The sequence below is a fragment of the Cutibacterium avidum ATCC 25577 genome, from assembly GCF_000227295.1.
Taxonomy (GTDB): Bacteria; Actinomycetota; Actinomycetes; order Propionibacteriales; family Propionibacteriaceae; genus Cutibacterium; species Cutibacterium avidum.
The window spans coordinates 1,463,975-1,488,486 of sequence record NZ_JH165054.1 but is presented as its reverse complement, the minus strand read 5'-3'; the positions used below and the strand labels follow the sequence as shown (position 1 = coordinate 1,488,486).

The window sequence follows — 24,512 nt, the reverse complement described above, 5'->3', positions numbered from 1 at the left end:
TCATCCTACGGGGCGAGCGAAAGGCACCCCGACGCCGTACACCTGCCTCACACAGGATTGTCGTCAGGAATTGTGCTGAGATGACCGCTGGAAGTTCGCGAAGAAGGCGCAGACGATGACGCAGATCGTGCCGGCGATGATGGTGATGAACATCGACTCGCCGAGCCCTCGCCCCAGGTCATGACGAGCCATGATTCGAGCATCCATCATCATGGCGATGAGGGCCGAGCCAAGGGCCGAACCGACCTGACGAGTCGCGTTGAAGACTCCTGAACCGGCTCCGGCGTCAGCCTGACCGAGATTGTCAGTGCCCACCAGCGAGATCGGGCTCCACATCATGGCCGAACCGATACCGGTGACGACCGACAGCAGCAGGAAGACCCACACCCCAGTTGACGGCACCATGAACAGCCACCATCCGATCGAGGCAATCACGTAGAGAGCCACGCCGATGGTGGCCATTCGCCCCGACGAGCGGCGCTGGAGCACCCGTCCAACCACCGGAGACAGCGCACCAGAGAAGACGGCGGTGGGTATGAGCAGCAGGGCGGCGATCGTCGGGGACTTGCCACGCACGTTCTGCAGGTACACAGTGGTCGGCATGAAGTAGGCAGTCACGAGCATGCCGACCAGGAAGATCGCGATATTGGCGAGGGTGAAGTTGCGCTTGGTGAACAGACGCAGCGGAACCAGTGGTTCGAAGTCGCTGGCGTGAGCGTGCAGATGGTCCTGCGCCCATTCGGTCTGGGAGACCACGAAGAGCACCATGAAAACCACGCCGAGGATGACGAGCAGGGGTACGGAAATGATGCCGGTGATCGTCCCCCAGTTGTACTGCTCGCCCTCCTGAATACCGAAGACGAGCAAGGTCATGCCGATACCCGACAGGATGACGCCCAACCAGTCAAAGGCGTGACCATGAGTCTCCAGGGCAGGGACGTTTCGGATGGCCAGCCACAGCCCGATGATGGTGATCGGAACGTTGACGAAGAAGATCCACTCCCAGCCCAGGGTGTCGACGAGAATGCCGCCGAGGACCGGGCCGACGAAGCTGGCCACACCTGCCGTGGCTCCCCACAGGCCCATGGCGGCGCCGCGCTTCTCCGGTGGGAAGAGTCGGGTGATCATCGACAGGGACTGCGGGGTCATGAGGGCAGCACCGATTCCCTGAACCGCACGAGCGGCGATGAGAGCCTCGATCGTCGGGGAGAGACCACAAGCCAGCGAGGAAACTCCGAAGACGATCATGCCAATGAGGTACATGCGACGCGGGCCCCACCGGTCACCCATACGTCCGGTGATCAGCAGCGGGACGGCGTAGGTGAGCAGATAGACACTGGTGATCCACACGCCGTGGTTGAGATTGGCGTTGAGGGCGCGGATGGTCGCTGGCAGTGCGGTCGTGACGATCGACGTGTCAACGAGGATCATGAAGAAGCCAACGAGGAGGGCCCACAGAGCGCTCCATGCCTGCTTCTCGGTGACGACATTTCCATCTCGGTCCCGGGCAAGGCGATCGACGTCCACGACTGGCGATTGCTCGGACGACAAGAGGTCTCCTAGGGGGCGAAGAGGTTAGGGCAAGGGCCGATGATACCCCGGCGGATTATCCCGGGAACGTGTCATCGCCACGGCTGCGATGACATCCGAAACCTCACGACGACCCCGGCTCGGGCCTGGGCAAGACGGTCTGCGTCGTCGGGGTCGACAACCCCGATAACTGGGTACCCACCGGTCGTCGGATGATCCGGACCGAAGACCAGGGGCACACCCGAGGTGGGCACCTGGATCGCTCCTCGCACCACCGGCTCACTCGTCAACTCCCCCGTCACTGCTCGCTCCAGGGACGGCCCTTCCAGTCGCGTCCCGACGCGGTCGCTCGCCTCTCTGACCCGCCATGTCGCCTCCTCGAGAGCGCGTCGGCCAGCGTCAGTGAACCAGTCGTCGCGCGGCCCCCATACGCCGTGGAGGATGAGTTCTTGTGGCGCGGGGCCGACGTTGACAGGCTTCGTGGCGATGACGCCGGCTGGTCCATCCCCAACGGTGACGACGTCTCCCGTCTTGAGCGGGGCTGGTCCCATCCCTCGGGTCGGGTCAGCCGAGACGCTGGCGAAGGTCGGCGTCGCACTGATGCCCCCGGTGACGGACAGATAACTCCGTAATCCCGTTTCCGGCGCACCAACCGTCAGCGTCTGACCATCGGCGACGAGGAATCCACGGCCGTTGGGACGTGGTGATCCATCCAGATCAATCTCGACGTCTGCCCCTGTCGCAGCCATAAGGACAGGCCCTCCGATGCACGTCAGACGCACTGGACCGAGCAGAACTTCCAGGCACCCGAGACCGGCTGCGTTACCGACGAGACGAGCTCCCTCCCGATAGGCGCGACGATCCCACGCCCCGCAGCCGCTGATCCCCAGATCGGCCCATCCGCGACGTCCAGCATCCTCGACGAGGGTTCTGGGCCCGGCCATCTGCACGACGAAGTGAGTCATGAGGTCACCGCCTCGAACTTGATGACGGCACCCGGCAACAGCAGGGCCGGCGGGTCAGCGTTCTCGTTCCACAGCGTCACCTCAGTCGTCCCGATGATCTGCCAACCGCCCGGGGACGCTTGCGGGTAAGCCCCGGTGAATCCGTCGGCCAGGGCGATACTGCCCGGTGGGATCCGGGTTCGAGGGCTGGACCGACGTGGAATCCGGTAGGGCCAGTCCACCCCGGACATGTACCCGAACCCAGGCATGAATCCTGCGAACTCCACCGTCCACAGCTGGTCGCTGTGGTGCTTCACCAGCTCGTCGGTCGTCATGTCGAGCAGATCTGCCACGTCCGACAGATCGAGTCCGTCGTAGCGCACGGGCACCGGGAGGGGCTCCCGCGATCCCTCCTCGACAGCGTCCAATCCCCCGGCGAGCAGGTCTTGGACATGGGCGACGGCTCCCGGCAACAGATCAGCAGACTCCACCTGGACGAGCACCGTCGTCTGGGCCGGTACGAGATCCACCGTCCCTTCAGCCGGGTGGTCACTCAGGGCGCGATGCAGACGCCGACGCTGACCGGCGTCGTCCAGTTCGACGAGAACCGCCGCCCGCCCGGCCGGCCGCAGTCTCATGCGACAGCCCGCAGCTCGACGCCGGCAGCAGCGAGACGATCGCGCACCGCCGTGGCCATCGCGACAGCACCCGGGGTGTCACCGTGGACGCACACCGAATCGGCCTGGATGCTCACCTCGGTGCCATCGATGGCGGTCACCACCCCCTGGGTCACGAGCTTGACGACCCGCTCGGCGACCTCGTCGGGGTCGTGCAACACCGATCCCTCCTGGCTACGCGACACCAGGGTGCCGTCCGGGTTATAGGCGCGATCAGCAAAGGCCTCACGCAGGGCTCGCACTCCCTGCTGCTCAGCAAGGTCGAGGACGAGGGCGCCGGGCAGACCGAGGATGGCCACGTCAGAATCCGTGGCGGAATTGACGGCGACGATCGCCTCGACGACAGCTCTGGCCTGTGCCTCGTGGTGGACGATCGTGTTGTACAAGGCGCCATGAGGCTTGACGTAGCGCACCGACGCGCCATGAACCGCGGCAACCCCGCGCAGCGCCGACAGCTGGTAAATGACCTCGTCACGCAGTCGTGCAGGGTCTACGTCGACGAAGCTGCGACCGAACCCGGCGAGGTCCCGGTACGAGACATGGGCCCCCACGCACACCCCGCGTTCTGCGGCGGCCTTGCAGGTGCGTCCCATGACGACGGCGTCGCCGGCATGGAACCCGCAGGCCACATTCGCCGAGGTGACGATTCCCAGCAGGGACTCGTCGTCACCCATCTTCCACGACCCGAAGGACTCCCCCATGTCTGCATTGAGATCAACAGTTGCCATGACCCAAGATTGCCGCAATCTGCCTGGTCGTCGTGACAGATCCGGCAATGGAGACGTGAAATACTCCCGACACACTCTCTAGAGTGACGCGACAAAATCCCCAGAAACACCCAGGAGAGGAGCGCACCATGTGGGTTCTGCTTGCCGTGGCGATCGTCGTCGTCGGCTTCGCGCTGCGGCTCAACGCCATGCTCGTGGTCGCGGTCGCCGGTATCACTGCCGGCCTCATTGCCGGCATGTCGCCGGTCAAGATCATCGAGACCTTCGGTACCGGATTTGCCAGTTCTCGATCCGTGACGGTCTTCATCGTCGTGCTGCCCGTCATCGGATTGCTCGAACGCCACGGCCTCATGCAACAGGCCGGCCGCCTGATGTCGAAGATGAAGTCCATGACAGCTGGGAAGCTCCTCGCCGTCTACCTCGCCATTCGCCAGATCACCGCTGCACTGGGGTTGTCATCCATCGGCGGGCCCGCCCAGGCGGTGCGTCCCCTCGTCGTGCCGATGGCGGAGGCTGCCGCCCGACGCAATCACCCTCGCTACACCCGCAAGATGCGGGAGAAACTGCGCTCCTATGCCTCCTCGGCGGACACCATTGGACTGTTCTTCGGTGAGGACGTCTTCATCGCCATCGGGTCGATCCTGCTCATCACCGGCTTCGTCGATGCCACCTACAACCTCAAGCTCGAAGCCCTCCAGATCGCCCTGTGGGCCATCCCGACGGCTATCTGCGCCTTCCTCATCCATGCCCCACGGATGTGGCTGCTGGATCGCAAGCTCGCCAAGATGGCCGCCGAGGGAGGGGACGACGTCGACGTCGACACCACTCCTGAGCCTGGTCACACCGTCAGCCTGCCTTCGGGCGGCAATCCTGAGCAGGGGGTCCGCGAATGATCAAGGTGGAATGGTTCTACTGGCTGTGCGGAGTCCTCTTCCTCATCATCGCCGTCATCCGGATGCGTGATCGCGATGACAGGAAGCGCTCCGGATCAGCAGCCTTCTGGGCGGTCCTGGCCTTCTGCTTCGGCTACGGCACCTTCGTCGTCAACAAGACAGCACCGGCCCTCGTGGAGGGCGTCGCCGTCCTCCTCCTGGTCGTGCTGGCGGCATGCGGTTTTCCGGGCCGCGGCTCCAACGAGACCACTACTGACGCCGAGCGGGAGGAGCTCTCCGAGAGGTTCGGCAACAAGCTGTTCGTGCCTGCCCTCATCATTCCGATCGTCGCCGCGGTCTTCGCAGTGGCCGGCATGCGTGACCTGTCCTTCGGCGGAAATCCGGTGTTGGAGACCGGCATGGCGACCATCATCGGCCTAGGAGCTGCTTCGCTGATCTCCCTCGTCGTCGCCATGATCATGTTCAAGGTGCGCTCCCCCATGGTGCCCTTCAAAGAAGGCGACCGGCTGCTCGGCCACATCGGCTGGGCAGCGATCCTGCCTCAGTTCCTGGCGACCCTGGGCACCCTATTCAGCAATGCCGGCGTCGGTGACGCAGTGGGACGTATCACGTCGTGGATCCTACCGTCCGGAAGTCTGTTCGCAGCGGTCTGTGTTTACTGCATCGGCATGGCCTTGTTCACCCTCATCATGGGCAACGCCTTCGCGGCCTTCCCGGTGATGACGGCTGCCGTCGGGTGGCCGCTACTCATCCAGCACTTCGACGGCAACATGGCTGCCATCTTCGCCATCGGTATGTTGGCCGGATTCTGCGGCACCTTGTGCACCCCGATGGCCGCGAACTTCAATCTGGTCCCGGCAGCTCTGCTTGAGCTTGATGACAGTTATGGTCCTATCAAGGCGCAGATCCCCACCGCTGTTCCACTGCTGTTCTGCAACATTCTCATCATGTATCTGTGCTGCTTCCCAGGAGGTTTGCTGTGAACGTTGACGATTACGCCCAAGGATGGGCCACGACGATCATTGACGGCCTGAATCGGCCATTCCCATGGGGTTCAGCCCACCAGTCTCAGGGGCCAGACGACGTCGACGTCACACCATGGCGTCTCCACCCGTGTTTTCATGGCTGTCTGGACTGGCATTCCTCGGCACACATGCAGTGGTCGGCCCTCACCTTGCTCGAGCACGCAAACCAGTCGATCGATTGCGCAACCATTGACGAGCTGGTTGGCCTTCTCAATGCGCGTCTGACCAATGAGAATGCTCAGATGGAGGCGGAGTACCTGCGGGTTCATCGCGGGTACGAGCGTCCTTATGGCTGGGGATGGGCTGCGCTGTTGTCCGCCAAGTGTTCAGCGCTGGCCACCATGACGAGCAATTCGCCGGAGTGGGCGTCCGCGACTCGGATCTTCGGAGGCCAGATCTTCGACAACCTGCTGGCATGGCTGCCGACGATGACCTTCCCCGTCCGCACCGGAACCCACGACAACACCGCTTTCGGCATTGGCCTGTGCCTCGATGCCGCCCAGTCCCTGGGACGTAGCGACGTCGTCGACGCCATCGTCGAGCACTCCCACCGTTTCTTCGACGCCGACACCGACTACCCGTCGTCCTGGGAGCCCAGCGGCAATGACTTCTTGTCGGCGGCATTGAGCGAAGCCCACCTCATGGCGCGGGTCTACCGGGCCGAAGGTCGCTCCGATGAGTTTGGCACTTGGCTGCATACCTTTCTACCGCGTCTGGGACAGTCTGACGACAACCTGTTGGACGTCGCCGAGGTGACCGACGGCACCGACGGCAAGCTCGCCCATCTGTACGGGCTGAGCCTGTCGCGGGCCTGGCAGCTGCGGGTGCTGACACCATGGCTCGACGACGACGCTCGTCGCCGCATCGAGGTGGCCACTGATCGTCAGATCAGCGAGGTGGCCTCCCAAATCACTGACGGCGACTTCATGGCCACCCATTGGCTGGTGTCCTTCGCCCTCCAGGCGGTACTCGCCAAGCTCTGAGACCCACACACGACACTGCGGCCCGGCGCATCGAGCGCCGGGCCACAGTGTCGTGCTCAAGTGATCAGCCCTGCTGACCGTTGTTGTCCCCTGCCGACGAGGTGAGCTCCTCAGGGATCTCATCCGGAAGCTCGGAGCGCTCCGTGCCCTTGAACACGAACGGCTCCTCGGAACCCTCCGGGGCGGCGTCGACAACCACGATCTGACCGGGCTTGACCTCGCCGAAGAGGATCTTCTCGGCCAGGACGTCCTCGATGTCGCGCTGGATGGTGCGACGCAGTGGACGGGCACCCAACAGCGGGTCGAAGCCACGTTTGGACAGCAGCTCCTTGGCGGCCGGGGTGACCTCGATGCCCATGTCCTTGTCGCCCAGACGCTCCTCCAGCTGGTCCACCATGAGGTCGACGATCCGCAGGATGTCGGACTGGGTGAGCTGGTGGAAGACGATGATCTCGTCGAGACGGTTGAGGAACTCGGGGCGGAAGTGTCCCTTGAGCTCCTCGGTGACCTTGGCCTTCATCTTCTCGTAACTGGACTCGGCGTCGTTGGCCTTGGAGAAGCCAAGGTTGACCGACTTGGAGATGTCACGGGTACCGAGGTTGGTCGTCAGCACGATGACGGTGTTCTTGAAGTCCACCACACGCCCCTGGGCGTCGGTGAGACGTCCCTCGTCGAGGATCTGCAACAGGGAGTTGAAGATGTCAGGGTGGGCCTTCTCGATCTCGTCGAAGAGGATGACGCTGAATGGCTTGCGGCGCACCTTCTCGGTGAGCTGGCCGCCCTCCTCATAACCGACGAATCCCGGCGGGGAACCGAACATCCGGGATGCGGTGTGCTTCTCGGAGTACTCGCTCATGTCCAGGGTGATAAGGGCATCCTCGTCACCGAAGAGGAACTCGGTGAGCGCCTTGGTGAGCTCGGTCTTACCGACACCGGACGGGCCGGCGAAGATGAACGAACCAGCCGGACGCTTCGGATCCTTGAGGCCGGCGCGGGTACGACGGATGGAGCGGCACAGCGCCTTGACGGCGTCCTCCTGGCCGACGTAACGCTTGCCGATCTCGTCCTCCATGTGAAGCAGTCGCTGGGACTCCTCCTCGGTGAGCTTGAAGACCGGGATGCCGGTGGCTCCGGAGAGCACCTCGGCGATCTCGTCAGGACCGACGACGGCCGGAACCGACTCGTCGCCCTGCTTCCACTCCTCCTCCTTGGCCTCACGCTCGGCGAGTAGCTTCTTCTCGTCGTCGCGCAGCCCGGCAGCACGTTCGAAGTCCTGGGCGTCGATGGCGGCTTCCTTCTCCACGCGCACGTGGGCGATCCGCTCGTCGAACTCGCGCAGATCCGGCGGGGCCGTCATACGGCGGATGTTCATCCGGGCGCCAGCCTCGTCGATGAGATCAATGGCCTTGTCAGGCAGGAAGCGGTCCTGGATGTAACGGGCCGCAAGGTTGGCCGCCGAGGTGATGGCCTCGTCAGTGATGGTGATCTTGTGGTGAGCCTCGTAGCGGTCGCGCAGCCCCTTGAGGATCTCGATGGCCAGCGGGATCGACGGCTCAGCCACCTGGATCGGCTGGAAACGACGCTCCAGGGCGGCGTCCTTCTCGATGTACTTGCGGTACTCGTCGAGGGTCGTCGCACCGATGGTCTGCAGCTCACCGCGGGCCAGCATCGGCTTCAGCATGCTGGCGGCGTCGATGGCGCCTTCGGCAGCGCCAGCACCGACGAGAGTGTGGATCTCGTCGATGAACAGGATGATGTCGCCGCGGTTCTTGATCTCCTTGAGGACCTTCTTCATCCTCTCCTCGAAATCGCCGCGGTAACGCGATCCAGCGACCATGGAGCCGAGGTCCAGGGAGTAGATCTTCTTGTCGCGCAGGGTCTCGGGGACATCTCCACGCACAATGGCCTGGGCCAGACCCTCCACGCAGGCGGACTTGCCGACGCCAGGCTCACCGATGAGAACCGGGTTGTTCTTGGTACGGCGGCTCAACACCACCATGACCCGCTCGATCTCCTTCTCGCGTCCGATGACCGGGTCGAGCTCGCCGTCACGGGCGGCGTCGGTGAGGTTACGACCGAACTGATCGAGGATCGTCGCCGAGGACTGCTGCGGGCCGGCCTCAGGCGCGCCCGAGGTGGCAGCCTGACGCTCGTCACCCTGGTAGCCCTGCAGCAACTGCAGGACGCTGTTGCGCACCGTGTTGAGATCAGCGCCAAGGCGGATCAGCACCTGCGCGGCGACGCCTTCTCCCTCACGGATGAGGCCGAGCAGGATGTGCTCGGTACCGATGTAGGAGTGATTCATCTGGAGGGCCTCGCGCAAACTCAGCTCAAGGACTTTCTTGGCGCGCGGGGTGAAGGGGATGTGGCCAGTCGGTGTCGAGGTGCCGTGACCGATGATCTCCTCCACCTGGGCACGGACTGCCTCCAGGGAAATGTCAAGGGACTCGAGGGCCTTGGCGGCAACGCCCTCGCCCTCGCTGATGAGCCCGAGCAGCAGGTGCTCGGTACCGATGTAATTGTGGTTCAGGGCCTTGGCCTCATCCTGGGCCAGGACGACGACCCGGCGGGCCCGATCGGTGAACCGTTCGAACATGAACTCTCCTCGTATGTGGAGCAGACCAACCACCGGAAAACACCGGTGTACGGATCCACTCGCGGTCGCGTGAAACTTTCATGCAACCAACCGACAGCACTGGACCGCCGGCCTGTGTGGTCAGTCTAATAACCGCTGACGACAGATCTGAGATACCCACTTACGCCGCTGGCACAACCCGGGTGGAACAGCGCGACGCCGGAGCCTTCCTGCTCCGGCGTCGCCACCAACACGCCCTGTCAAGGATCACATGAGTGGGATCAGTGAGCGCGATCGTAGGCCTCACGAATCTCGTTGGCGACGCGTCCGCGCTCCGAGACCTCGTAACCCTGCTCCTTGGCCCACTGACGAACCTCGTTGGCAGTCGGGCCTCCGGTGGGCCGACGACCACGGGTACGGCGACCACCGGTGCGACGAGCATTGGCGGTCCACCTGGACAGATCATCGCGCAGCTTGGAGGCGTTCTCCGCGGACAGGTCAATCACATAGCTGACACCATCAAGGGCGAAATTGACAGATTCCTCGGCAGGGCTTCCGTCCACATCGTCGACAAGATCAACACGCACACGCTGTGCCATGGTATTCCTTTCAGACTTGCGCCGTAGATACAACTTCGGCTTTCAACTGACAGTTTATGTTCATGGCACAGAAAAACACAAGGCAACTTCTGTTCCTCTTTCATCGAAAGGTTGTCCTGAAGGTGCATCTGGGCGCGTAATGAGGCATCCTTGACGTGTGTTCAGTTCCACGCGAAAGATCTTGTTCGTCGTCGGAGCGATGATGTTGGCAACCCCTGCAGAAACTCCAGATGGCGAATATGAGGTGATCCGGCTTGACCTCGGGCGGCTGCACCCGACGAGGCCAGGCCTGGTCCGTATCGCCACAACTGTCGAGGACGATCTCATCACCTCGGCACAGGTAAATGTCGGCAACCTTCATCGCGGGGATGAAAAACTCTTCGAGGTTCGTGATTACCGACAGATCCCCATGCTTGCATCACGCCATGACTGGACGGCACCTTTCATCGGTGAGACCGGTGCAGCACATGTCATCGAAGAGGCGATGGGCATTACTGTGCCGACTCGGGTGACATGGATACGAACCTTGCTCGCAGAGTTCAGCAGAATCACCTCACACCTCACATTTTTGTCATGGGTGGGTCATCACTGTGATGACCCAGACCTCGGGAATGAGATGGCTTCCGCGATTGAAAAATCACGAACGATCTGGCAGTCGTGTTCAGGAAATCGAATTCATCCCATGATCACGCGAATCGGAGGGCTTGAGATCCATCCGGAGGAGGAGTGGTGCCCCGGATTACGGGAATGGCTCGACGAGGCAGACGCCCTCCTCCCCCGGCTGCGTGCCGACCTCGAGGCCGCCGAGGGGATTCGCGAGGTCGCCGTCATTCCCACAGAGATGGTCGACGCCTACGGCCTCTCCGGTCCTGTCTCACGGACGAGCGGCGTCGACATGGACATTCGCAAGGGTTTGCCGGTTTACGACGAGCTGAGCTGGCCTCAGACGGCTGCAGAGCCCCTGGGAGACGCCTACTCCCGGCTGGCAGCCCTGTGCGACGACGTGACGGTGTCGTCAGGCCTGTGCCGTCAGGTCCTGGATCGACTGCCGACTCTCGACGGGCCGCTGGAGACGCGCCTGCCGACGGCCATCAAGGTTCCCCGTGGACGCACCTGGACAGCCATGGAGGCCCCTTGGGGACGAGCCGGGTACCTGCTGGAATCTCGCGGCGGCACGACGCCGTGGAGGATGGCGCTGCGCACTCCCACCTTTGCCAACGTCCAGGCCCTGGAAGCCATTCTGCCCGGTACACGGACAGACGATGTCGAGGCCGCCATCGCGTCACTGGGATGGACCTTGGGAGATCTGGACAAGTGAGGACGGGGGCACCGCCCATAGCCCCCCTCAGGCGAACAAGCGTGGGGCCCAGCCATATGGCTGGGCCCCACGTGAGGTCTTCGGCGGCTGAGTGTCAGGCCTGGCGGCGAGCCACGCGAGTCTCGTCAGACAGACGAGGGAAGGCGACGCGAGAGAGATCAGCGATGGTCGCGTCGTTGCCGCGCTCCCAGATCTCGTCAGCGGTGGGGACGCCCGCATCGGTGACGGTGCGCAGGGTTCCCAGGCGCCCTGAACGGCCGTCAGCCAGCAGGGCGTCAAGCTCAGTCTCCAGCTCGGTGATACGCATTTCGAGGGAGGCGACCCTCTTGTTACCGACCGTGACCTTGTACTGCAGAGCAGCCTTGTCGCCACGGAGGGTCGACAACTCGCTCTCGGCGCGATCCAGCTTGGCGCGGGTGTCGGCGAGGGTCTTCGAGATGGAGCCGACACGACGCGAGAAGGTGTCGATCATCTCCATGGACTCAGCATGGTGACGCTTTTCCTGCTCGGATGCAGCGTGACGAAGTTCCTTGATGGCGTCGTAATGCATCTGGCGAATGGCATCGACCTGACGCCACGCCATGAAGACCGAGACCCACGCTCCGACAAGGGCCACGAGCACGCCGGCCCGAACCGCCCAGATGGAGGGAATCAGTCCACACGCAATGGCGACAACCGTTGCCGCGATAAGAAGGACGAGCACACCCTTGCGCTCGTCAGTGTCCTTTTCAACCCGTTTGAGATCATGCACGCCGCTCACGCGATCAATCATATCGTGTGAGGCGTTCACAAGTACAGTCCGTTGAGCTTCGCGTCAAGCACTGAACTCTGGCGAGTCGCGATATTGTGGTCGCTGTCACCCCTTGGAGTGCTCGTCCGGGTCCTTCGGGCCCTTCGGCACCTTGCAGGCGTTCTCGAGAAACCACCCGGCCCATGCCATGATCGCGCAGGTGATGGCTGTCACCGCCCCGACGATGGTCCGCTGCCGGGGGTAGGGGATGTTGAGGTGCCAGACGTAGGTGAGGACGTACACGATGCACGCCCCGACGAGAGCAGCACCCGACAAGGCGATGGCCTTTCCCAGCGCCAGTGACACGAGGCCTTGGTTCGCCTCGACCTCTCGCTTGGGGTCGACGACCTTGGCGCGAAAGGCCCTGGCATATCCCCATGTCGCGACGGCGACGACAAGGATGACCACCGGGAGCGACCAGGGCAGGATCGGCGCGGTGTTGTCACTGACCTTGTAGATACTCAGCGTGAACCATCCCAGGGCAGCTCCGCAGAGGGCTGCCACGATGATGACCTTCCAGTCGGTCGGAGCGAGATTGCCGTGGGGATCATCGCCGTCGTCGGGGCGTCGATCGTCATCCCAGTCCGGTGGCAGGCTCCGTGTCATAGATCCTCCTCGTCGTGCCTCTCGTCCCATCCTCTCGCAACAGTGACACCGGCCACGTCGATCTGGCGCGGATAAGGTTTAACGGCCTTGGCCAGTTCTTCGGCGTCAAAGGTGGCCAGCAGATCAGCGATCCGGCCGTGCCCGGGCAATTCGGCATCAGGGTCGGCATCGGACCACGGCACCAGGACGAATGCGCGCTCATGTGCTCGGGGGTGCGGAAGCGTCAATTCGTCAGTAGTGACGGTTTCATCACCGACGCAAATGAGGTCAACGTCGAGGGTACGAGAACCATTTGGGATGGTGCGCTCACGGCCGTGGGCGTCTTCGATGACGTGAGCGCGCTCCAACAAGACTGATGGTGGAAGGTCACTGGTTGCGACGACGACCAGATTGAGGAAGTCGTCCTGCTGCACTCCCCCGACAGGGGCAGTGACGTAGACCGGTGAGACGACGACGTCGTGAAGGCCGGGGGTTTCGGAGATGAGGCGGACGGCGTCTCGCAGATGAGCAAAGGGGTTTCCCATGTTGGAACCCAAGCTGAATACGGTTTTCACTCGGCATCCTTTCGGCACATGACAGCCACGTCGTCGAGGGCAACGCCCACGGGGGCATGTGGCTTGTGAACAGTTACCTGGACGGATCGAACGCGCGGGCTCATCCCGAGAACGGTGTCGGCAATTCTGCCAGCCAGGGTTTCGATGAGATTCACCGGTTCCCCTGCGAGAACGTTGAGCACCTGCTGTGCGACTGTCGCATAATTGACGGCTTTGGTGATGTCGTCAGAGTCGGTGTCCATGTCGACGTCAAGGGTGACGTCAGCGCTGAAGAGCTGGCCGAGCTCACGCTCGCTGGGGAGGACGCCATGGTTCGCGTGGGCGCGGATGCCCGTCAGGGTGATCTGTCCATCGGTCATGACGGAAGGTTACCTGTACGCCGCAATTGGGCTTGTCGACGACGTCTGCGAGGAGAGGCACACGTCAATCAGCAAGAGGCGCGGACTCAGGCGAGAAGGCGGGCGACTGTCTCCATGGCGTCGCGGTTGGCACGGACCTCGTGGGTGCGCACACACCAGGCGCGATGGAGGGCGAGGTAGGTCGACAGGGCCATCGTGCTGGCGTCGCGTTCCAGGGCAGGTCGGTCCTCGCCATTGTCAGCGAGGAGTTCGCCGAGGAAGCGCTTGCGGCTGACCCCCCACAGCACGCGCAGATCCTTGAAACCGTCCTGGAAGGCGTCGACGGCGTCGATGAGCTGCCAGTTTTGCTCGGCCGTCTTGGAGAAGCCGATACCCGGGTCAACGATGATGCGTTCGCGGTCGATGCCGGCGGCCAGGGCCGCGTCGACCTGCTGGGAGGTTTCGCTGATGACGTCGGCGACGACGTCGTCGTAATGGGTGAGGTCCTGCATGGTGGCGGACTGGCCGCGCCAGTGCATGAGGACGTAGTCGACGCCAGAATCGGCGACAACGTTGAGGACTTGCGGTTCGGCCTTGCCCCCGGAAACATCGTTGACGATCGTCGCTCCGGCCTCGACGACCGCCTTGGCGACGGAGGCACGCATGGTGTCGACGGATACGGTGACCCCGTCAGACACGAGGGCCTTGACGACGGGCATGACGCGACGCAGTTCCTCGTCCTCGGGGGTGCGTTCGGTGCCCGGTCGGGTCGACTCGCCGCCGACGTCGATGATGTTGGCTCCTTGGGCGACGAGGTCACGCGCGTGGCGGATGGCCACCTCGGGGTCTGCCCACATGCCTCCGTCGGAGAAGGAGTTGGGGGTGACGTTGACGACACCCATGACGAGGGTGCGGGCAGGATGCGGATTGGTGTTCGCGGGGTCCACAAATATCACGCTGAAAGTGTAAGGGGTTGGGTGGGTCGATCGGGTGGGGGTTATCGAGGCGACCGGGAAGGTTCAACGACCTCGGACCAGGATCAACGAAGTTGCCTCGGCAGTTAAGCCGAGGCCACCGTTTGTCGGCGCCGACACCGTGCGAGTGTGGCGTAGGCCTCAACGAAGTTGCCTCGGCAGTTAAGCCGAGGCCCCCTGTGGCTGCGCACACCGGGGGGAGGGACGAGAGAGCCTCAACGAAGTTGCCTCGGCAGTTAAGCCGAGGCGGGAGTCAAGCGCGTCGCCGAGGAGCCCGCCCACGAACAGCCTCAACGAAGTTGCCTCGGCAGTTAAGCCGAGGCCATGCCGTTCCTGAACATCTGGATGGGCGTGGCGCTGGGCCTCAACGAAGTTGCCTCGGCAGTTAAGCCGAGGCCGACCCGCCGGTGCCGGTGGAGCGGACCTGAGTGCACCGGCCTCAACGAAGTTGCCTCGGCAGTTAAGCCGAGGCTCGAGGAATCACTGGGCCGAGTGGCGTCATGGCGGCAAGCCTCAACGAAGTTGCCTCGGCAGTTAAGCCGAGGCCACCGTTCCCCCCTACTCGACCTTGCACTATGGACCAGCCTCAACGAAGTTGCCTCGGCAGTTAAGCCGAGGCAGCGTGGCGATCCAAGCGCCTCTCATTAGGAAGAATATCAACCCTTCGCGAGGGGCCCGCGCCAGGAACACGTAGTTATCAAGATCCAGACCGAGAAATCTCGGTCAAACCGTCTCTGAGAACCAGCTTCGCAGCTGCGAGCGGTCAACATGATTCCGTGTTTCAAGACCCTCTCGCATCAGACGATGACCGGAGCATCGTCAAACACTCTTCGGCTCCGACCTATCCAATCCACTGAGAGGTCCGCCCCTCCATCAGGCCCCAACAGCGCTACAAGTATCGAGTCCTCCTCACAATCAATGACCCCCGTCAGCTTCCGGCGGAGCCGAAGAAGCGCAGCCTTGGTACACACCACAATGAAAACGCTGTACTGAACACGGTTGCCATAACCTCCAAGCACCTTCGCAACCATGTCGCGACGGCGATCATCCACTATGTCGTAAGCAATGAGATATGCCATCTCGTCAGGTTGGCGACTCATCTCACCGTCACCCCGCGATATGGCGCAGCAGATCCCGAGACCGCCTCCAGGACTAATCGGGCTTGGACTTCGACGACGCGCCGCCATGAAACCTTGTATCCATACAGCGGATGGATGATCTCCGTTGCCATTCGTGCTTCATGGGCCGTGATCAACACCTTCTTGGCCCGCTGGTCCAGCGTGGCTTCGCCCAAACCGGAAGAGAGATATCGCAACCTCAATTGCCCATTGTTGATGGCAGATACCACTACGGAATCAGCAATGACCGGACGGAATTCCTCCATGAGGTCAAGAGCCATCGCGGGCTTGTTCCGGTTGGCCGAATGGAGAATCCCGGCATGAGGGTCCAGTCCACACGCGACCAAGGCGCGGACGCATTCAGTCAGAAGCAATCCGTAGGCATAGTTGAGGCAGAGGTTAAGAGGATCACCAGCACCCCGCCCCTGCCTCCCCGACCAATGCTCGACCCAATCCTGCCGCTTACCGTCCTTGAGAAACATCGGGAACAACCCGAAGTACACCGCTGCAGCGCGACCCTCAACCGCAAAGATCTCTGGCAGTGACGCACACTCGTCAATACTGTGTTGCAAGAACCTCAAGAAAGTAGCTTCATCCCCGGCCTTGTACCAGCGCCTCAGCATGGTCGCTTGGTTGGCAATCTTGGCACGAATCATGCCTCTAGCAAGGGGCAAAGACCCTTGAGCCGATATCTCGTGTTGGTGCACGCGGCCAAGCCCGTTGACCGTCTGGGCTGTAGATGCCCAGCCCATCACCCGGCCTCGCGAGCTACACCAGACGACCGTTCTTCGACGCCACAGAAGCTCGCGCATAAGCGCACTCGAGACGTCAACGTTGCCATGGAGAATCAGCCCGTCAACCTTCTCGAGAGGAAGCTCTGCGAGCACCTCCCCGCCGCGAACAACCTCAACCCGGGAACGGCGAATCTGCACTCGCGAGCCCGGAGTCGTCGCGTGGACAATGACCCCGCGGTTCCTGGTCACCGAAATACGACGAGCAGGTGCGGTGCTCCTGACCTCATCTGGAAGACAGACACTGACATGAGAGCATCGACTACATCTGGCGTCATTGGACAACGGCTCCGGTGGTCGAGAGTTCTGGAGAAGCTGACGAGTCGTACGAACCCAACGCGCGGCCTCATTTCTCAACTCATCGGTTAGGTCAACGCGAACGTCTTTGTGGTGGTTGACGAACCACACGAATGCAGCCGAAACCGTATGACCGGCCTCTTCCAAACACATCGCTTGCAAAGCAAGCTGTACGCGATGGGCCGGCGTCACAATGGCCTGTTGCCGGACCGGAGTCGTCTTGTACTCAATCACAACGACGGTCCCGTCCGGCTGATCGCGAACGCAGTCGCAACGACCAACCACTCCCAGGGCTTCCGAGTAGACCGGCACTGCACGGTGCTCGTTGTCTCGGGCGGTCGTGGCGTCATCAACCGCCCGGTGTGCCTCGGTGCCGGCCTGCACTTGGTAGGTGTCCGTCGTTTCTCCCGATCCCTGCAACCAGGCGTTCCTGGGGCAAAAAACCGCATGCAGAACCAAACTGATCGGAAGGGGGTCATCTCCAAGCATCGGCGATCCTGAAAACTGATCCGCCCTTGAGTCTTCGTTCCGGCGCACTGGCGCTTCCAGCCACCTCGATTTCAAACCGAACGCCATTCTCAACGCCCCAAGACACCAGCTGGGACATCACCACTGGCGACAAATCCTCGACATCGCCAGTCTGAACAATCTCGTCCCATGTCTTGCTACGCAAGACACCAGACCAGCGGCACACAGACGTCGGTTTCGACATCACTGGCAATGTCGCGTACCTCGGGTGAACCCGGTTTCTCGGGTAAGCGCCAGAACTCTGCGCAAAGCCTCTGGACGGGATGTCCGCCAGCGATCTGGGGACCAAGGTCGTGGCTGCTATCCCCCACAACATGCACCATGCTGTAGCCGTGTCCATGGCGCTTCGGTTCTTGAAACCGAGTGGCGTCGTACCAGTTCCGAAGTCATCGTTCAACGAGTTTCCCACAAGGCCGTCAAGGATGTCTTTTGGTTCCCGGTCAGCAAGCTTTCCGGCGTACTTCAGCAAGGCATCAGGCACAAAGTTCCGTCCGCTGAGACGGATTGTCATCTCCCAACGGGTGGCACCACGGTCTGGCTCGACATCTTTTGCCGCAACCTTGTGCGACACATGCCAGTAAGCGGGTTCCCCCAGCTCACCCACCATTGCCATATCCAAACGGTCGAGTGGGAGAGCGTCGATGTTGGTCCGCCTAAGCGTGACCCACTTGGCCAAGTCTTCGACAGTCTTTCGCGGAGTGACGCGGGGGCTGAACACACCGGCTTCAACCGGCTTCTTCCCGCTCGCTTCGATCACCGACTGAGATACCCAGGAACCCTCCTGACAACATCTCGCCGCATGATCCTTGACGATTTGACCGACATCAGTGTCGCCGTCCCATGTGACCACCGCCCGAGCTGAGGAACCGTCCTCCCAGAAAATCCGGACATTCTTGACTCCTGCGTTCTGGAGAATCAATGCCAGACCAACCTGGGCGAAATGAGTGGACGCGTCGGTGATATCTCCGACTAGGCGAATCATGATCCCTCCTTGGAAACCTGGCAGTCGGCTGCGCGAAGGACGCCCTCGAGGAAGCAGGTCGTCCAGACTCCAACCTCGGCCTGCGTGGACTCGATCAACTCGTCCCAGCCGCCTTCCTCGAACAGAACTCTGCAGAGATGTTGGAGTTCCTCGGGGTCTGCGCTCGTACACAGCTGCGTCATGTCGTACGCAGGTAGAGTCCGGCCCTCTCCGTGGGTCGTGCCAGCGAGCCGAGCGACGAGTTCCGACTGGCCTCCGGCCAGTGCCATGACAGCGGACTTGTGCTCATGCCGCCACCCCCGGGGCAGCGGTGATGCAGCAACACGTTGGCGGGTTCGCTGTCGGTTCAACCCCGTGCTCTTGGCAATCGGTTCCAGCGAGCCGTCATTGCCCAGCAACAACTGGAACCGTGGATCGGCCTTTCCCGCGTCGTGCCACAAGCCGGCTTGTGCCAAGGTCTCACACATTTCCTCGGACACCCCGATCCTTTCGGCGAAACGCTTGGCACGATCCGCGACGGCCTCGGAGTGTTGAGTCAACGGCACCCGGTCGGACGGCGACCATGTCTGTCGTGATGCCTCATCATCAAGCACCCTGGCGGCGCGGGTCAGAACGACCCAGGACGTGCGGCCTTTGTCGTCGGGCGGAGACAGCGTGATGTCCCACTCTCCACGGCACCCGAGGAGATCCTGCACGAATTGAGGGTCTTCAGGATCCAGGTCAGCCACCCGAATGTCCCCGACTCGCTGACGCGACGCGCGCACCTGGACGTCTTCGACTGCTCCCCATGCCGTGGGGAAGTCCTCACGTCTGGCGTTCTCAGGCGGAACCACAATGCGTTGCCATGTCAGACTATGGCCCTTATCGACGCAAACGACGTCGCCTGCCCTGAGGTCTTCTGGTGCAGTCAAAGAAGTCCACACAGCCTCCGCCTGCCGAACGTCACTTCGCCACACAAAGGCTCGCGAGGTGCGTGACGTCCCGTCCAGGATCTTCGTCACGTGGGCTCGCAAGACGGAGAGCTTCGTAGGAAAGACCTCATCGGTATGTGGTGGTGTGGCCTGCAGCAATGACAGGGCGACGCCATCACCTGCTCCATCGTCCTCGAACTCGGGAAGGTCTCGCACCACCAAGCCGCACTCAGGCTCGTTCTGCTCGAGGTCCTCGGCAATCCACAAGTCAAGATCCTCCAAGGCAAAGGGGAGCTCCGAGGTGTGCGAAAGCCGCTCAACGTCATGCCATTCCAGCCTCATGGGAATGGGACGGCGAGTTCGGGCCGGGGGAGGCTGATGAGACACCAGTTGCCACGGAGACAAACCCTCCGGTTCATCCGCCAATGACTGCAACCACGACCTCGCAGCAACAAGATCGTCGCCAAGGTAGGGCAAATAGTCCCTGACCTTCTCATCTGCAGGGACGATGACCGTTACTGGCCCATCCGGGCGATGCCCGCGCCGATTGACGCGGCCCACCCGCTGAGCAATCGCATCACCGGGTGCCAGTTCCGTCACCAGGCCGGCAAGGTCAAGATCGACACCGACCTCCACCGTCTGAGTCGCAACCAGCACGTCCAGCTTCGGAGCTTTAGAGGAGTCGAGCAGTTCGGGGTTGTTCTGCTGGAGCTCACCAACGTCCATGGGGCGCATGGGACCCACCCAGCACCCGATGCCGTCAGGGAACGTCTCCTTGAGCCTGCTCACGAGTTCGATAGCGGTGTCGACGCGGTTGACGATGCACCCAACCGTCCCTTCACCAAGGCGATCCTTGAGGGAGATAACTTCCTCGGCCAGCTGCGCGATGTGCTTCTTCGAAGCGGACTTGCCCGACGGCCATGCTTGAGCCTCGACAAGGTTGACCGGCTTGGGCCTGGTGAGACGTGCTGCCAACGATTCGTCCCCGAGATCATCTGCTGTGACCGAGACACACCGTCCTGATCCGTCATTCCTCGGAGTAGCCGTCGTCTCAACCACCTGAAGATGAGGGACCCCGAGGGGTTCCTCGAACTTGTCCTGAAGCTCACGAACTCGTCGCGCTGTGAGCAGCAACTGTTGGTTGAGGTGCGCCTCGTCAAGGACCATCACCGCGTCAAGACCAAGGAAACCGGCCTCTCGCGGACGGGCCCGACGACTCGAGCCGTAACCCCTCATGAGAAGACGGCTCCCCCACATGTCGGGTGTGGCGCAGATGACCGCGCAGGCCGTCGGATCATCGATCCAGCCACGTTCCGGCGGCAGCGCGCCACGCATCTCGTTGACGATCAGGGCCTCGGCACGTGAGTCGACACGCAATGATCTGAGTGCTGCGGCCACATCGGCGAGGATCCCGTCCGTGGCGCCGTCAAGCGCTTCGGCAATTCGCCGAGCTCGTTCGGCATGATGGTCGACAAGCGCCCGCCGATCCACGACGACAGCCATTCGTCGGGGCAGCCTCGGCGCAGACCCCTGCGCAACGAGGGCATTCGCGAAGACGAAGACGTCGACGACGCTTGACTTACCGGATCCCGTCGGGGCCCCGATGACATCGGGCCACGAGCCCTTTTCGATGACATCGGCCAAGAGACGCTCCTGCCAAGCAAAAGGCCTGTACCCGTCATTGACCGCAGCGAAGAACTCACCAAAATCAGAGCTGTCCAGCATCACTCCTCACCTCCGAAAAGGTCCGTGGGAAGGTCAACCGGCACCAACAGGCCGCCTCCCAAATGTCGCGACTGACCGATGGCGGTCAAAGCTGAATCAGTCGTGAGAGACCCCAGGTCGAGCAGCGCTTGGTACGGGATGCACTGCACATGCTTCGGCATACGGTGGACATACCTCTCGACCCTGTGATCCGGAATGGCGTGGCAGGAGAAGACCCGAGCCCCCTTCTCCACGACCTGGGCGATCCGTTCGAGATACCCAGCAGTGCCCTTCTGTACATGAAGCGACGGATCTTTGAAGACGAATCCCAAGGAAAGGAGGGCGGAGTGACCGAGGGTCCACTTTCCGCCTCGGATCTTCTGAGTACCCGTCTCCGGAACGGCTGCCGGCTGAGCCTTCCAGAACCGGCGGTGTCCACTCGGTACTGGCGCCCAGAAGTCCTCCACGGACATGTCTTCGAATTCACCAAGCTCCAGCGTTCCGGACTTGCCCAGGACCAGCCTCATCGAGGTACCTAGGGCGCTACGAAGTCTCCACTCATCCATGGCGTCCATCCCGTGCGGGATGAGAAGGGCCAAGGAGGGCCCGTCGAACCGCGCACGGGTCGGCAGATTCGGATCGAGATACTGAATGGCGACTCGGTTTGGTGGTGGCGCGAATCCGCGAGGATATCTGCCCGTGACGATCGCGGGTGCCTCAGATCCGATGCGCCGGGCAATCGTGCGGTGAAAAGCCACAGACCATTTGACGAGTTCGTCGTCAGGCAACTGCCGACTGATCGGGATGCGAATCGCCCTTGTCCAAGGCAGGTCAGGGTCCGGAGCCGCAGTCACCGTGTAGAAGGTGTTGACGACACGCTCGCGAGGAGCAGGAGTCGTGTGGAGATCCTCATTCTTGGCCACCGCGTCCTTGGACACAGTCTGTGGCTTGGCCCCGAGCACCATGTCATGGGCAGCCTCAAGTTCGGCCAGACGGCCGGCTGCCGGTGCCCCGACCTTGGTTCCGCGATTGCCCAGCTGACCCTTCTGGGACAGGGTGAGCCCTTCGACCGTTGCCCGGCTGGTGTCGAGAACCGCGAAACTCTCCCGCTCCCCCAGACAAGCCACGTCAGCGCAAATGGCTTCCAAGGTTGCCGCCACGACGTCAGGCACGTCTGCCCACGACCACGACCAACCCAACTCAGTGGCCACTCCTTGGCTGATGCGCTTGGGGCGTTTCTTGAGCACGCTCTTATCGAAAGTGGCCTCAGGGCGATACGAGGTGATCTCGACGTCGTGCCCGAAAGGTTCGAAGCGTCCGCGTGGCGTCCAGACCTCGGGCGGATTGTTCTCCACCCACTGCAGGGCCGTCGCACTCGCCTCGGACATGCGTAAATCTGCGCCGCGAGGTTCAGCCGTTGATCCCTTGCTCGCTGCGTGAACCATGCTCGAGAACAATCGCGAGGTTGAGGGGAACCGATCCGACGTCACACCGTCGGGCGAATGCCCTTGATAAACCCCTAACGGGAAACGAGCGGTGATGGTGAACGCGGTCACGGTCACTCGTCCTCGGCCTCGGCGGTTGCACCGCTGATGACGATCGGGTTACCGACGATCGCGAGCTCCTCGCCGTTCCAGGAGATTCCAGCCGCGTTGCGGGCGTGCGAAATCGCCTGATCGAGAAGTGCGTCTGCCTGCTCCCGAAGGATCGGGGACAAGGTCTGGACCTCTCCGTTACGGCAGTCCAGCTCGAAGTGAGGCGCCTCGGACTCGCGCAGGTCGCAGTTGGCTCGTATGACCAGTTCCTCGTTGGATCGCGCGAGGCTGGCCAGGCCGAGGGCAGCCAGCAGAGCGCGGCAAGCCACGTCGGACTCCGTGTCTCCTCCGAAGCGGAGCTGCCGGAGGGCACTGAAGCTGAGAACAGTCGATCGGATGATGCGCTTGCAGGAAACAAAACCAAGGCTCTCCAGTGACGGCGGGATTGCGCCCAGCCCCAGGGACGATCCTGAAATCGCTCCCTTCTTGGCCTTGGCCGCCTCGTCACGAAGCTTGGCGACCGTCTTCGCGCTGAACTCATCGGCCTGCTGATCGACGAGGGCCAGCATGTCCTTCGCAGACAGCTGGACGCTCGCAGCAATCGGGTCGACGCGGGCAGCGCCACGCTCGGGGGTGGTAGTGGAGTTCTGATCTGCGAGGACACCAATGATCTCGCCGGTCATGGCCGAACGAACACGAACCTGATGGGCCTTCCTGCTCGAGTCCCACGCGCCGAATAGCAAGCTCACCGGGGAGGTCTCGAGGAGCGGCTTCATGTTGATCGCCGTGCAGTCGCGAAGAGCACGGTAACGCGGGTTCGCGGTGACGGGCTTGCCGTCGATGTACCCCGCCCGGAAGTGGCCATCGAACGCACGGTGGGGCGCTTCGTAATCAGCCATGGACTGGCCATTGTCGTAGGTGACGCTCATGCGCGGCGTCAGTTTGAGCGGGCCGTCCTCGTCGAAGATGGCGGAGCCAAGTGCGTCCTCGAGAAGGTTCAGGAACCCGCCCTTACTTTCGAGAACGACGCATCGCTGGGGCTCCCCATCGACAAACCGAGGCTCATAGGCGTAAGTGCCCTTGTTGCCGCGTACATATCGTGCCGGTGCGACCCCGGCATGGAGGCCAGCAGCTGGTTCCAGCTCAGTCGTCACGGACAGGTTGCTGGCACCTCCTGGACTACAAGCCTCCAGCAACATCTTAAAGGTCAGTTCGGCAGAAGTCTCGGACATCAATCACTCCTTTGTTCATCAATGCGGCCCCAATGGCCCATTGTCATTCGTTGTGATGGCGTGGGCACGCACACCGAGCACACACGTCACTCCATGACAAAGCCGTTAGCACTGGTTCATGCAGTGACAGAGATAAGTCTGGGCTGCGCCACCGACACTATCCCGGACGATCTTGTTCCGCTTTTGTTCCACCTGTCGCTGTTATCACCCGAAACGATTTCTCACCAGCGGCAATGAAAGTGGCGGGCTCAACGCCCGCCACACCTCACCTCCCGGTGATCAACCCCATCGCCTCGGCACGAGTGGCGGGGTCACGAAGGATGCCTCGCACAGCCGAGGTCACCGTCCGCGACCCCGGCTTGCGCACGCCGCGCATTGTCATGCACATGTGCTCGCACTCGATGACGACGATGACCCCGCGGGCATGCAGGTACTCGACCATGGCGTCAGCGACCTGGGTCGTGAGCCGCTCTTGGACCTGGGGGCGTCGGGAGTAGACGTCGACGAGTCGGGCGATCTTGCTCAGACCCGTGACACGGCCGTCCTTGGCCGGGATGTAGCCGACGTGGGCGACGCCGGTGAACGGCAGCAGATGGTGCTCGCAGCACGACTGCACCTCGATGTCGCGCACGAGGACCAGCTCGTCATGGGAGATGTCAAAGGTCTTGGAGAGGATCTCGGCGGGATCCTGGGCCAGGCCCCGGAAGATCTCGGCGGCGGCCCGGGCGACCCGCTCGGGAGTCTCGCGCAAGCCCTCCCGATCGGGGTCCTCTCCGATCGCCAGAAGGAACTCGCGCACCGCGGCCCGGGCCCGAGACAGGTCAACTGGTAGCTCTGGCATGGACTCACTCACTCGAACGATTCTAGGACAGCGACGAGG

At 62.4% G+C, this 24,512-nt stretch carries 22 protein-coding genes and 1 CRISPR repeat array; of the genes, 4 read left to right on the top strand and 18 right to left on the bottom strand.

Going from position 1 to position 24,512, the window contains the following annotated elements:
* Positions 1-63: 63 nt before the first annotated feature.
* The 4 genes from HMPREF9153_RS06505 to HMPREF9153_RS06490 all read right to left on the bottom strand — a co-directional run bounded on the left by HMPREF9153_RS06505 (position 64) and on the right by HMPREF9153_RS06490 (position 3,879).
* Positions 64-1,551, bottom strand: coding sequence for a DHA2 family efflux MFS transporter permease subunit (locus tag HMPREF9153_RS06505; RefSeq protein ID WP_036979676.1), 1,488 nt, complete (start codon positions 1,549-1,551; stop codon positions 64-66).
* A 71-nt stretch (positions 1,552-1,622) separates the two neighbouring features.
* Entirely contained in the window at positions 1,623-2,495 is an 873-nt protein-coding gene (locus HMPREF9153_RS06500; RefSeq protein ID WP_004810465.1) for a 5-oxoprolinase subunit C family protein, read from the bottom strand.
* Positions 2,492-3,112, bottom strand: coding sequence for a 5-oxoprolinase subunit B family protein (locus HMPREF9153_RS06495; protein WP_004810462.1), 621 nt, complete (start codon positions 3,110-3,112; stop codon positions 2,492-2,494). Before HMPREF9153_RS06495 ends, HMPREF9153_RS06500 begins: the two co-directional genes overlap by 4 nt.
* On the bottom strand, positions 3,109-3,879 hold the full coding sequence (locus tag HMPREF9153_RS06490) for a LamB/YcsF family protein (protein WP_004810461.1): 771 nt from the start codon (positions 3,877-3,879) through the stop codon (positions 3,109-3,111). Before HMPREF9153_RS06490 ends, HMPREF9153_RS06495 begins: the two co-directional genes overlap by 4 nt.
* Before the next feature lie 128 nt (positions 3,880-4,007).
* Between HMPREF9153_RS06490 and HMPREF9153_RS06485 the strand changes: the two genes are divergently transcribed.
* Genes HMPREF9153_RS06485 through HMPREF9153_RS06475 form a run of 3 tightly spaced genes read left to right on the top strand, consistent with a single transcriptional unit; the run spans position 4,008 to position 6,780 of the window.
* Positions 4,008-4,772: a DUF969 domain-containing protein gene (locus HMPREF9153_RS06485; RefSeq protein WP_004810459.1), complete on the top strand. Its 765-nt coding sequence runs from the start codon at positions 4,008-4,010 to the stop codon at positions 4,770-4,772.
* Positions 4,769-5,755, top strand: a complete 987-nt coding sequence (locus tag HMPREF9153_RS06480) for a DUF979 domain-containing protein (RefSeq protein ID WP_004810456.1) — start codon at positions 4,769-4,771, stop codon at positions 5,753-5,755. Before HMPREF9153_RS06485 ends, HMPREF9153_RS06480 begins: the two co-directional genes overlap by 4 nt.
* Positions 5,752-6,780, top strand: a complete 1,029-nt coding sequence (locus HMPREF9153_RS06475; protein ID WP_004810454.1) for a DUF2891 family protein — start codon at positions 5,752-5,754, stop codon at positions 6,778-6,780. Before HMPREF9153_RS06480 ends, HMPREF9153_RS06475 begins: the two co-directional genes overlap by 4 nt.
* Positions 6,781-6,844: 64 nt before the next feature.
* Here the strand turns inward: HMPREF9153_RS06475 and HMPREF9153_RS06470 are convergent, their stop codons facing one another.
* Both HMPREF9153_RS06470 and HMPREF9153_RS06465 read right to left on the bottom strand, forming a co-directional pair.
* Positions 6,845-9,376, bottom strand: coding sequence for an ATP-dependent Clp protease ATP-binding subunit (locus tag HMPREF9153_RS06470; protein WP_004810452.1), 2,532 nt, complete (start codon positions 9,374-9,376; stop codon positions 6,845-6,847).
* Between the two features lie 260 nt (positions 9,377-9,636).
* Positions 9,637-9,954: a histone-like nucleoid-structuring protein Lsr2 gene (locus HMPREF9153_RS06465; protein WP_004810449.1), complete on the bottom strand. Its 318-nt coding sequence runs from the start codon at positions 9,952-9,954 to the stop codon at positions 9,637-9,639.
* Between the two features lie 199 nt (positions 9,955-10,153).
* On the opposite strand from HMPREF9153_RS06465, the gene HMPREF9153_RS06460 reads away from it, so the two are divergent.
* A complete protein-coding gene (locus tag HMPREF9153_RS06460) occupies positions 10,154-11,272 on the top strand; it encodes an NADH-quinone oxidoreductase subunit D-related protein (RefSeq protein ID WP_036910031.1) in 1,119 nt (372 codons plus the stop codon).
* 94 nt (positions 11,273-11,366) lie between these two features.
* Here HMPREF9153_RS06460 and HMPREF9153_RS06455 read toward each other — a convergent pair whose 3' ends face one another.
* The 12 genes from HMPREF9153_RS06455 to folE all read right to left on the bottom strand — a co-directional run bounded on the left by HMPREF9153_RS06455 (position 11,367) and on the right by folE (position 24,473).
* Complete coding sequence (locus HMPREF9153_RS06455) at positions 11,367-12,044, bottom strand: hypothetical protein (RefSeq protein WP_004810446.1); 678 nt, start codon at positions 12,042-12,044, stop codon at positions 11,367-11,369.
* 84 nt (positions 12,045-12,128) lie between these two features.
* A complete protein-coding gene (locus tag HMPREF9153_RS06450; RefSeq protein ID WP_004810445.1) occupies positions 12,129-12,668 on the bottom strand; it encodes a DUF3180 domain-containing protein in 540 nt (179 codons plus the stop codon).
* Positions 12,665-13,222: a 2-amino-4-hydroxy-6-hydroxymethyldihydropteridine diphosphokinase gene (gene folK, locus HMPREF9153_RS06445; RefSeq protein ID WP_004810444.1), complete on the bottom strand. Its 558-nt coding sequence runs from the start codon at positions 13,220-13,222 to the stop codon at positions 12,665-12,667. Before folK ends, HMPREF9153_RS06450 begins: the two co-directional genes overlap by 4 nt.
* Complete coding sequence (gene folB / locus HMPREF9153_RS06440; RefSeq protein WP_004810442.1) at positions 13,219-13,581, bottom strand: dihydroneopterin aldolase; 363 nt, start codon at positions 13,579-13,581, stop codon at positions 13,219-13,221. The genes folK and folB overlap by 4 nt, the downstream gene beginning before the upstream one ends.
* Before the next feature lie 86 nt (positions 13,582-13,667).
* Positions 13,668-14,462, bottom strand: coding sequence for a dihydropteroate synthase (folP, locus tag HMPREF9153_RS06435; protein ID WP_290126013.1), 795 nt, complete (start codon positions 14,460-14,462; stop codon positions 13,668-13,670).
* A 134-nt stretch (positions 14,463-14,596) separates the two neighbouring features.
* A CRISPR array of direct repeats spans positions 14,597-15,153; the repeat unit is 36 nt; unit sequence GCCTCAACGAAGTTGCCTCGGCAGTTAAGCCGAGGC.
* A 178-nt stretch (positions 15,154-15,331) separates the two neighbouring features.
* A complete protein-coding gene (gene cas2, locus HMPREF9153_RS06430) occupies positions 15,332-15,613 on the bottom strand; it encodes a CRISPR-associated endonuclease Cas2 (RefSeq protein WP_021108269.1) in 282 nt (93 codons plus the stop codon).
* 17 nt (positions 15,614-15,630) lie between these two features.
* Positions 15,631-17,229: a CRISPR-associated endonuclease Cas4/Cas1 gene (locus tag HMPREF9153_RS06425; protein ID WP_004810437.1), complete on the bottom strand. Its 1,599-nt coding sequence runs from the start codon at positions 17,227-17,229 to the stop codon at positions 15,631-15,633.
* Positions 17,216-18,250, bottom strand: a complete 1,035-nt coding sequence (locus tag HMPREF9153_RS06420) for a hypothetical protein (protein WP_004810436.1) — start codon at positions 18,248-18,250, stop codon at positions 17,216-17,218. Before HMPREF9153_RS06420 ends, HMPREF9153_RS06425 begins: the two co-directional genes overlap by 14 nt.
* Positions 18,247-20,886 carry a type I-G CRISPR-associated helicase/endonuclease Cas3g gene (gene cas3g, locus HMPREF9153_RS06415; RefSeq protein ID WP_004810434.1) on the bottom strand — a complete coding sequence of 880 codons (2,640 nt, stop codon included), beginning with the start codon at positions 20,884-20,886 and terminating at the stop codon, positions 18,247-18,249. The genes HMPREF9153_RS06420 and cas3g overlap by 4 nt, the downstream gene beginning before the upstream one ends.
* A complete protein-coding gene (csb2, locus tag HMPREF9153_RS06410) occupies positions 20,886-22,421 on the bottom strand; it encodes a type I-G CRISPR-associated protein Csb2 (RefSeq protein ID WP_169311832.1) in 1,536 nt (511 codons plus the stop codon). The genes cas3g and csb2 overlap by 1 nt, the downstream gene beginning before the upstream one ends.
* Before the next feature lie 2 nt (positions 22,422-22,423).
* On the bottom strand, positions 22,424-23,632 hold the full coding sequence (locus HMPREF9153_RS06405) for a type I-G CRISPR-associated protein Cas7 (RefSeq protein WP_004810430.1): 1,209 nt from the start codon (positions 23,630-23,632) through the stop codon (positions 22,424-22,426).
* A gap of 265 nt (positions 23,633-23,897) precedes the next feature.
* The gene (folE, locus tag HMPREF9153_RS06400; protein ID WP_023033302.1) at positions 23,898-24,473 is read right to left on the bottom strand and encodes a GTP cyclohydrolase I FolE; all 576 of its coding nucleotides are present in this window, start codon (positions 24,471-24,473) and stop codon (positions 23,898-23,900) included.
* Between the last annotated feature and the right edge of the window lie 39 nt (positions 24,474-24,512).

Coding starts and splice junctions, on each gene's coding strand:
- HMPREF9153_RS06500 (WP_004810465.1), bottom strand. CDS start 2,495: ATGACTCACTTCGTCGTGCAGATGGCCGGGCCCAGAACCCTCGTCGAG.
- HMPREF9153_RS06495 (WP_004810462.1), bottom strand. CDS start 3,112: ATGAGACTGCGGCCGGCCGGGCGGGCGGCGGTTCTCGTCGAACTGGAC.
- HMPREF9153_RS06490 (WP_004810461.1), bottom strand. CDS start 3,879: ATGGCAACTGTTGATCTCAATGCAGACATGGGGGAGTCCTTCGGGTCG.
- HMPREF9153_RS06485 (WP_004810459.1), top strand. CDS start 4,008: ATGTGGGTTCTGCTTGCCGTGGCGATCGTCGTCGTCGGCTTCGCGCTG.
- HMPREF9153_RS06480 (WP_004810456.1), top strand. CDS start 4,769: ATGATCAAGGTGGAATGGTTCTACTGGCTGTGCGGAGTCCTCTTCCTC.
- HMPREF9153_RS06470 (WP_004810452.1), bottom strand. CDS start 9,376: ATGTTCGAACGGTTCACCGATCGGGCCCGCCGGGTCGTCGTCCTGGCC.
- HMPREF9153_RS06465 (WP_004810449.1), bottom strand. CDS start 9,954: ATGGCACAGCGTGTGCGTGTTGATCTTGTCGACGATGTGGACGGAAGC.
- HMPREF9153_RS06460 (WP_036910031.1), top strand. CDS start 10,154: ATGATGTTGGCAACCCCTGCAGAAACTCCAGATGGCGAATATGAGGTG.
- HMPREF9153_RS06455 (WP_004810446.1), bottom strand. CDS start 12,044: ATGATTGATCGCGTGAGCGGCGTGCATGATCTCAAACGGGTTGAAAAG.
- HMPREF9153_RS06450 (WP_004810445.1), bottom strand. CDS start 12,668: ATGACACGGAGCCTGCCACCGGACTGGGATGACGATCGACGCCCCGAC.
- folB (WP_004810442.1), bottom strand. CDS start 13,581: ATGACCGATGGACAGATCACCCTGACGGGCATCCGCGCCCACGCGAAC.
- folP (WP_290126013.1), bottom strand. CDS start 14,462: ATGGGTGTCGTCAACGTCACCCCCAACTCCTTCTCCGACGGAGGCATG.
- cas2 (WP_021108269.1), bottom strand. CDS start 15,613: ATGGCATATCTCATTGCTTACGACATAGTGGATGATCGCCGTCGCGAC.
- HMPREF9153_RS06425 (WP_004810437.1), bottom strand. CDS start 17,229: ATGCTTGGAGATGACCCCCTTCCGATCAGTTTGGTTCTGCATGCGGTT.
- HMPREF9153_RS06420 (WP_004810436.1), bottom strand. CDS start 18,250: ATGATTCGCCTAGTCGGAGATATCACCGACGCGTCCACTCATTTCGCC.
- cas3g (WP_004810434.1), bottom strand. CDS start 20,886: ATGCTGGACAGCTCTGATTTTGGTGAGTTCTTCGCTGCGGTCAATGAC.
- HMPREF9153_RS06405 (WP_004810430.1), bottom strand. CDS start 23,632: ATGTCCGAGACTTCTGCCGAACTGACCTTTAAGATGTTGCTGGAGGCT.
- folE (WP_023033302.1), bottom strand. CDS start 24,473: ATGCCAGAGCTACCAGTTGACCTGTCTCGGGCCCGGGCCGCGGTGCGC.